This is a genomic window from Mesorhizobium sp. 2RAF45 (genome assembly GCF_052115225.1).
Lineage (GTDB): Bacteria > Pseudomonadota > Alphaproteobacteria > Rhizobiales > Rhizobiaceae > Mesorhizobium > Mesorhizobium jarvisii.
In genome coordinates, this window is sequence record NZ_JBFRGG010000030.1 from 1 (window position 1) to 6831 (window position 6831).

The 6831-nt window shown below is 64.8% G+C and carries 8 protein-coding genes; 6 read left to right on the forward strand and 2 right to left on the reverse strand.

Annotation, left to right across the window (positions count from 1 at the left end; genetic code table 11):
• Together AB4Z43_RS33340 and AB4Z43_RS33345 are read right to left on the reverse strand one after the other, a co-directional pair.
• Window positions 1-299: TPM domain-containing protein (locus tag AB4Z43_RS33340; protein ID WP_441940971.1), on the reverse strand; the 299-nt coding region annotated here is incomplete at its 3' end.
• Window positions 300-501: 202 nt separating this feature from the next.
• Window positions 502-1140, reverse strand: a complete 639-nt coding sequence (locus tag AB4Z43_RS33345) for a LemA family protein (RefSeq protein WP_019861892.1) — start codon at window positions 1138-1140, stop codon at window positions 502-504.
• A 163-nt stretch (window positions 1141-1303) separates the two neighbouring features.
• On the opposite strand from AB4Z43_RS33345, the gene AB4Z43_RS33350 reads away from it, so the two are divergent.
• The 6 genes from AB4Z43_RS33350 (at window position 1304) to AB4Z43_RS33375 (ending at window position 6672) form a co-directional block, all read left to right on the forward strand.
• On the forward strand, window positions 1304-1555 hold the full coding sequence (locus AB4Z43_RS33350; RefSeq protein WP_027047520.1) for a hypothetical protein: 252 nt from the start codon (window positions 1304-1306) through the stop codon (window positions 1553-1555).
• 13 nt (window positions 1556-1568) lie between these two features.
• The gene (pdxY, locus tag AB4Z43_RS33355; protein ID WP_038650394.1) at window positions 1569-2453 is read left to right on the forward strand and encodes a pyridoxal kinase PdxY; all 885 of its coding nucleotides are present in this window, start codon (window positions 1569-1571) and stop codon (window positions 2451-2453) included.
• Window positions 2450-3304 carry a DUF429 domain-containing protein gene (locus tag AB4Z43_RS33360; protein WP_441940974.1) on the forward strand — a complete coding sequence of 285 codons (855 nt, stop codon included), beginning with the start codon at window positions 2450-2452 and terminating at the stop codon, window positions 3302-3304. The genes pdxY and AB4Z43_RS33360 overlap by 4 nt, the downstream gene beginning before the upstream one ends.
• Before the next feature lie 147 nt (window positions 3305-3451).
• The gene (locus AB4Z43_RS33365) at window positions 3452-4096 is read left to right on the forward strand and encodes a carbonic anhydrase (protein WP_038650395.1); all 645 of its coding nucleotides are present in this window, start codon (window positions 3452-3454) and stop codon (window positions 4094-4096) included.
• Window positions 4093-4527, forward strand: coding sequence for a hypothetical protein (locus tag AB4Z43_RS33370; protein ID WP_019861898.1), 435 nt, complete (start codon window positions 4093-4095; stop codon window positions 4525-4527). The genes AB4Z43_RS33365 and AB4Z43_RS33370 overlap by 4 nt, the downstream gene beginning before the upstream one ends.
• A gap of 90 nt (window positions 4528-4617) precedes the next feature.
• Window positions 4618-6672 carry a M3 family metallopeptidase gene (locus AB4Z43_RS33375; protein WP_441940977.1) on the forward strand — a complete coding sequence of 685 codons (2055 nt, stop codon included), beginning with the start codon at window positions 4618-4620 and terminating at the stop codon, window positions 6670-6672.
• Window positions 6673-6831 lie beyond the last annotated feature (159 nt).

A 6831-nucleotide genomic window follows, 5' to 3' on the forward strand; every position in this document is an offset into this window, starting at 1 on the left:
CCGTTGTTCTCGCCGGCCTGGCCGAGTTTCCAGAAGCGGAACAGCCGGTTGGCATAGGGCTCGATCTCCTCGCCGTCGAGGCTGGGAATCGTCGCCACGACGATCTGGTCGGAGCCCTTGGTCTCGAAGTCGGCGAGTTTTTGTGTCAGTGCCGCCTTGGTGCCGGCATCGATGATGCCGGCATTGTCGACGACGCGGCCGGTAAGCGCCGGGAGATCGGCGGCGAGGGCAGTTAGGGGGAGGAAGAAGACAAGGAGGAAAAGCGGGCCAAGAAAATTGAGGGCGGCGTTCCTTCGCACCCCCCTCTGGCCTGCCGGCCATCTCCCCCGCAAGGGGGGAGATTGGCAGCTTTGCCGTCGGCCCAAACCTTCATACGCCGAAAATTGGCGAAAGCCGAAACGACAGCTGATCTCCCCCCTTGCGGGGGAGATGTCCGGCAGGACAGAGGGGGGTGTGACGGAACTCAAGGTCAACAAGGACCAGACCCGCTAATTTGATCGTTCACCCGCCCTGCTTCGTGCCGAAATCGACCTTCGGCGGCTGCATCTTGTCTTCGTCGACGGTGAAGTTGGCGAAGGGCTCGTTGCCGCGGAACCAGAAGGTAGCCCACAGCACCGACGGGAAGGTCTTGAGCGTCAGATTATAGTCCCTGACCGCCTGGATGTAGTCGCGCCGCGACACCGCGATGCGGTTCTCGGTGCCCTCGAGCTGCGCCTGCAGCGCCAGGAAATTCTGGTTGGCCTTAAGGTCGGGATAGGCCTCCGACACCGCAATCAGCCGCGACAGCGCGCTGGTCAGCCCGGCCTGGGCATCCTGGAACTTCTTGAGGGCTTCGGGATCCTTCAGCGTTTCCGGCGTCACCGTGATCTGCGTCGCCTTGGCGCGCGCCTCGACCACCGCGTCCAGCGTGTCCTTTTCATGCGAGGCATAGCCTTTGACCGTCTCGACCAGATTGGGGATGAGGTCGGCGCGGCGCTGATACTGGTTCAGCACCTCGCTCCAGGCCGCCTTGGCGTTTTCCTCCGCCGTCGGGATCGTGTTGTAGCCGCAGCCGGCAAGCAGCGGCAGGACGATTGCCATCATCAGGAAGGCGGGCAGCGTGCGGAATGGCGATGGGCGAGCAAGGCGCTGGGCAAGCATGATGGGGTCCCTCGATAGAAGTTGCATGCGAAGCATTACCACAATCGGCGCGCAAGAAAACGGCCTCGGCCTCTGGACCAGCGACGGCATCCATCGCCTTGCCGCAAGGCCCTGTGATTGGCCGCGCGAACGCGATAAGGTCCGGTCAAAACGGGACATCATCATGGCGCAACGCCACGACAGCGACAGGGAATCGCGCCGCATCCTCGAGCGCGTCGCGCAGGAGACCGATCCGGCGGGCGCCTCCTTCGTGGCGCGGACGACGAAAGGCGTGCGCGACCATGTCGCCGCCGCCGACGCCGACCGCACCGACCCGATCGAGGTCTGGGGCACGCGCATTGGCAGGATACTCGGCCTGCTTCTGGCGCTGGGCCTGATGGTCTGGCTCGTGCTTTTCCTCACCCGGGGCAGCTAGGAATCAAAAGACAATGAGCGCCGAAAAACCCGACGCGCCGCGTGCGGTCATCGTCATTTCCAGCCATGTCGCCCGTGGTTCGGTCGGCAACCGCGCTGCCGTCTTTGCGCTCGAAACACTTGGCTTTCCAGTCTGGGCGGTTCCGACGATCATCCTGCCCTGGCATCCCGGTCATGGGCGCGCGACGCGCATCGTGCCGCCGCTCGACCAGTTCAAGGCGCTGATGGCCGACCTCGAGCGCGCGCCATGGCTGGGCGAGGTCGGCGCGGTTCTGTCGGGCTATCTCGGCGAGGCCGGCCAGGCCGAGGCCGTCGCCTCGCTGGTCGCCGCGGTCAAGGCCAGGACGCCTGATGCCGTCTATATCTGCGATCCGGTGATGGGCGATTCCGGCGGGCTCTACGTGCCTGAGCCCACCGCCGCCGCCATGCGAGACCGGCTGATGCCGATCGCCGACATCGCCACGCCCAACCGCTATGAGTTGGAATGGATGGCCGGCGCGCCGCTGCCAGACCTCAAATCGGTGATCGCGGCAGCACTCCACGCCGGGCCGTCGACAATGCTGGTCACCTCGGCACAATCGATGATGATTGGCGGCACCGGCAATCTGCTTCTCGACGGCACCCAGGCGCTGCTGGCCGAACATCGCCTGATCGACAAGCCGCCGAACGGCCTGGGCGATCTGACGGCGGCCGTCTACCTCGCCCGCATCCTTTCCGGCCAACCACCGATCAAGGCGCTGCAATCGACCACCGCGGCGGTCTACGAGATCCTGGCGCGCACGGCAAAACGCGGCGGCGACGAGCTGCAGCTCGAAACCGATGCGCAGAGCCTGTCGCACCCGATGGCCATGGTGCAGCTGCGCCATCTCACGCATCCGGGACGGGATCGCCGGGCGTGACTTCGGCCGGGGCCGTACTCGTCGGCGCCGACGGCTGCAAGGCCGGCTGGATCGCCGTGCGGCGCGAACTCGGTTCGATACGTCGTAACCCCGGTTCGACACCTCGTAACCCCGGTTCGACACCTCGTAACCCCGGTTCGACACCTCGTAACCCCGGTTCAGCGCCATCGGTTGAAATCTTTCCCAGTTTCGCGGCGCTGCTCGCGGCAACTCCCGGCGACGCGGTTGTCGCCGTCGACATGCCGATCGGCCTGCCCGAATTCTCCAGCAAAGGCGGCCGCGGACCGGAGGCACTTGTCAGGCCGCTGCTCGGCGCGCGCCAGTCTAGCGTGTTTTCGATCCCGTCCCGCGCCGCGCTCTATGCCGACACCAGCGATTTCACCACAATCGAAGCCTGGTATGCCGCGCATCGCAGGGCAAGCGCGGTGGCAAGGGCCACATCCGACCCGCCGCGCGGCGTTTCGATACAGGCCTTCGGCATCTTTTCGAAGATCCGCGAGATCGACGCCCTGCTGATCGCGCGGCCCGATCTGCGCGGCCGCGTCTTCGAATCGCATCCCGAAGTCGCTTTCTGCCGCCTGAATGGCGACCAGGCCATGCAGCTGCCCAAGAAGATCAAGGGCAGCGTCAATCCGGCCGGCATGGCGGAGCGCAAGGCGCTGCTGTGCCGGCACGGCTATGCCAAGGACTTCCTCGACCAGCCACCGCCGCGTGGCGCGACCGCCGACGATTTCCTCGATGCGGCGGTCATGATGCTGATCGCCGGCCGCATCGCCAGCGGCAGCGCGAAGCCATTTCCCAACCCGCCACTCGCTGACGGTTTTGGCATACCGGTCGCCATCTGGGCATGACAATGTCGGCGGACGTCCCGCCTATGTGCATGGCGTTTATGGCCAGACCCCACAATTCTGCATTGCTCGTAACAGGCTTTTGCCGCTAGAGGCTTTCTCGACCGCAACGAGCTGCCGCCTCCAACCCCGGAAAGGCCTTAGCCGCCCATGCCTCATCTTCCCGAACACCTCCTCGCCGGCTATCGCAATTTCATGAATGGCCGCTACCTCACCGAGAGCGGCCGCTATCGCGAGCTCGCCCGCGAGGGGCAGGCCCCGGAAACGATGATCGTCGCCTGTTGCGACTCCCGCGCGGCCCCCGAAGCGATCTTCGACGCGGGGCCGGGCGAACTCTTCGTGCTGCGCAATGTCGGCAATCTGGTGCCGCCCTACGAACCGGACGGCGAGTTCCATTCGACCTCGGCGGCGCTCGAATTCGCGGTGCAGAGCCTCAAGGTCAAGAACATCGTCGTCATGGGCCATGGCCGCTGCGGCGGCATCCGCGCCGCGCTCGACCCCAATGCCGCGCCGCTGTCTCCCGGCGATTTCATCGGCAAATGGATGAGCCTGATCGCGCCCGCCGCCGAAACGGTCTCTTCCAGCACCTTCATGACGGCGGCCGAGCGCCAGACAGCGCTTGAACGCATCTCGATCCGCTATTCCATCGCCAACCTCCGGACCTTTCCCTGTGTCTCGATCCTCGAGGGCAAGGGGCGGCTGTCGCTGCACGGGGCCTGGTTCGACATTTCGACCGGTGAGCTCTGGGTGATGAACAAGGAGACCGGCGATTTCGAGCGGCCGGTGCTGGAATGAACGGTAAGGCGCGCCCGGTGAGGAACGTCCGGCCGGTCGTCTTCGCCGCCGCCGCATTGCTGATAGCGATCGTTGCCGCGCGCGCCGATGACGGCGCCATCATCAGCCGCTGGTATTCTGCGCTGCTGGTCGCCGACCGCACCGAACTCGCCGACCTGCTTGCCGACGACGTCCGCATCAAGCTCGAAGACCTCGGCGTCGTCCAGAGCAAGCAGGAATTCATCGCCGCGCTCGACGAATGGAAAGGCGCGGTTGCCGGTGCCGCGATCCGCCACCGCATCGAGAAGAGCGAAGGCGGCGTCACCACGGTGATCGCCTGCTACGACTTCCCCGACAATGACATGCTGATGCAGGAAACCTTCGCGGTGACCGACAACCGCATCACCGCCAGCTCGCAGGCGGCCATCGCCGAAAACTGTGAAGCCTATTGAGGCGGGTCGGCCAACTGCCATATTGCGGGCACGCGGACCGCGTCCTACATCGGTGACACCCTCCTCCTTGACGCCAGCGAAGGACCCTTCATGCCCTCCACGAAAACCGTCGACCTCGCCGCCCATCCGCTGACCGCGTGGCAGGGGCCGCTCGGCCTGCCCGATTTTGCCCATATCGGTGACGGCGATTTTTCCCCGGTCTTCGACGCGGCGTTGAAGGCGCATGAGGCGGAGATCGATGCGATGGCCGGCAACAAGGACGCGCCGACCATCGAGAACACGCTTGCCGCGCTGGAACTTGGCGGCGAGGCACTGGATCATGTCTCGTCGATCTTCTGGTGCCGCGCCGGCGCCTACACCAACGAGACCATCCAGGCGCTGGAGCGCGACATCTCGCCGAAGATGTCCAGGCATTTTTCGGCGATCTCGATGAACGAGAAGCTGTTTGCCCGCATCGACGACCTCTACCAGCGCCGCGAGCACCTCGGCCTCGACGCCGAGACCCTGCGGGTGCTGGAGAAGACCTGGAAGGGTTTCGTCCGCTCCGGCGCCCAGCTCGATGCCGAAGGCAAGAAGCGGCTTGCCAGGATCAATGAGGAGCTGTCGTCGCTCGGTACGGCTTTCGGCCAGAACGTGCTGGCCGACGAGCGCGACTGGGCGCTGTTTCTTGACGAGGCTGACCTTGCCGGTCTGCCGGATTTCCTGAAAAGTTCGATGGCCGAGGCGGCCGAGATGCGCGGCCAGAAGGGGCGTTACGCCGTCACTTTGTCGCGCTCGATCTACGAGCCGTTCACGACCTTCTCGGAACGCCGCGACCTGCGCGAGATCGCCTTCAAAGCCTTCACCATGCGCGGCCAGAATGGCGGCGCCAGCGACAACACCGAAGTGGTGCGCGACATGCTGAAGCTGCGCGCCGAAAAGGCCAGGCTGCTCGGCTACGCCTCCTTTGCCGCGCTGAAGCTCGACGACACCATGGCCAAGACGCCGAAGGCGGTGCACGACCTGCTCGATCCGGTCTGGGAAAAGGCGCTGGAAAAGGCCGCCGCCGACCAGAAGGAATTGGAGCGGCTGGCGGCGCAAGCCGGCAGCAACGAGAAATTCGCCGCCTGGGACTGGCGCTTCTACCAGGAGAAGCTGCGCGCGGAAAAATTCGCTTTCGATGAGGCGGAACTGAAACCCTATCTGCAGCTCGACCGGGTGATCGACGCCTGCTTCGACGTCGCGACCAAACTGTTCGGCATCACCTTCGAGGAGAGAAAGGGCATCGCCGCCTGGCACCCGGATGCGCGCGTCTTCGTTGTGAAAAACGCCGATGGCAGCGAGCGCGCACTGTTCCTCGCCGATTATTTCGCGCGGCCCTCGAAGCGTTCCGGCGCCTGGATGAGCGCGCTGAAGTCCGGCTATAAACTCGGCCACGGCTCGAAGCCGGTGATCTACAATATCATGAACTTCGCCAAGCCGCCGGCAGGCGAGCCGGCCCTGCTGTCGGTCGACGAGGCCAAGACGCTGTTCCACGAATTCGGCCACGCGCTGCACGGCATGCTGACCGACGTCACCTGGCCGTCGGTTGCGGGCACTTCGGTCAGCCGCGATTTCGTCGAACTGCCTTCGCAGCTCTACGAGCATTGGCTGACGGTGCCGGCGGTGCTTGAAAAGCACGCGCTGCACGTCAAGACCGGCAAGCCGATGCCGAAGGCGCTGCTCGACAAGATGCTGGCCACGCGGACCTTCGGCGCCGGCTTCGCCACGGTGGAATTCACGTCTTCCGCCCTGATGGACATGGCCTATCACGCCCGGCCCGATGCTCCGCTCGAGCCGCTTCGTTTCGAAGCCGAAACGTTGGAAAAACTCGACATGCCCGACACTATCGCGATGCGCCACCGCACCCCGCATTTCGGCCATGTCTTCTCGGGCGACGGCTATTCGGCCGGCTACTATTCCTACATGTGGTCGGAAGTGCTGGACGCCGATGCCTTCGCCGCCTTCGAGGAAACCGGCGATCCCTTCAACCCGGCACTGGCCGAAAGGCTGCGCAAGAACATCTACGCCGCCGGCGGCTCGAAGGATCCGGAAGAGCTGTACACGGCGTTTCGCGGCAAGATGCCTTCGCCGGAAGCGATGATGGTGAAGCGCGGGCTGGTGTAGCGCCGGCTTTTTCCTTCCCCCCTTGTGGGGAAGGTGGATCGGCGCGCAGCGCCGAGACGGATGAGCGACTATCTGAGGTGTCAAGTTGCATTTGCGAATTCGTCACTCGCGTCGCGTGCTTTTGCATTGAGAATGACGAGCAGCTTGCGGGCGAGCGCA

Excerpts from the sequence above, each read along its gene's own strand:
- AB4Z43_RS33345 (WP_019861892.1), bottom strand. The coding sequence starts at position 1,140 with ATGCTTGCCCAGCGCCTTGCTCGCCCATCGCCATTCCGCACGCTGCCC.
- AB4Z43_RS33350 (WP_027047520.1), top strand. The coding sequence starts at position 1,304 with ATGGCGCAACGCCACGACAGCGACAGGGAATCGCGCCGCATCCTCGAG.
- pdxY (WP_038650394.1), top strand. The coding sequence starts at position 1,569 with ATGAGCGCCGAAAAACCCGACGCGCCGCGTGCGGTCATCGTCATTTCC.
- AB4Z43_RS33365 (WP_038650395.1), top strand. The coding sequence starts at position 3,452 with ATGCCTCATCTTCCCGAACACCTCCTCGCCGGCTATCGCAATTTCATG.
- AB4Z43_RS33370 (WP_019861898.1), top strand. The coding sequence starts at position 4,093 with ATGAACGGTAAGGCGCGCCCGGTGAGGAACGTCCGGCCGGTCGTCTTC.
- AB4Z43_RS33375 (WP_441940977.1), top strand. The coding sequence starts at position 4,618 with ATGCCCTCCACGAAAACCGTCGACCTCGCCGCCCATCCGCTGACCGCG.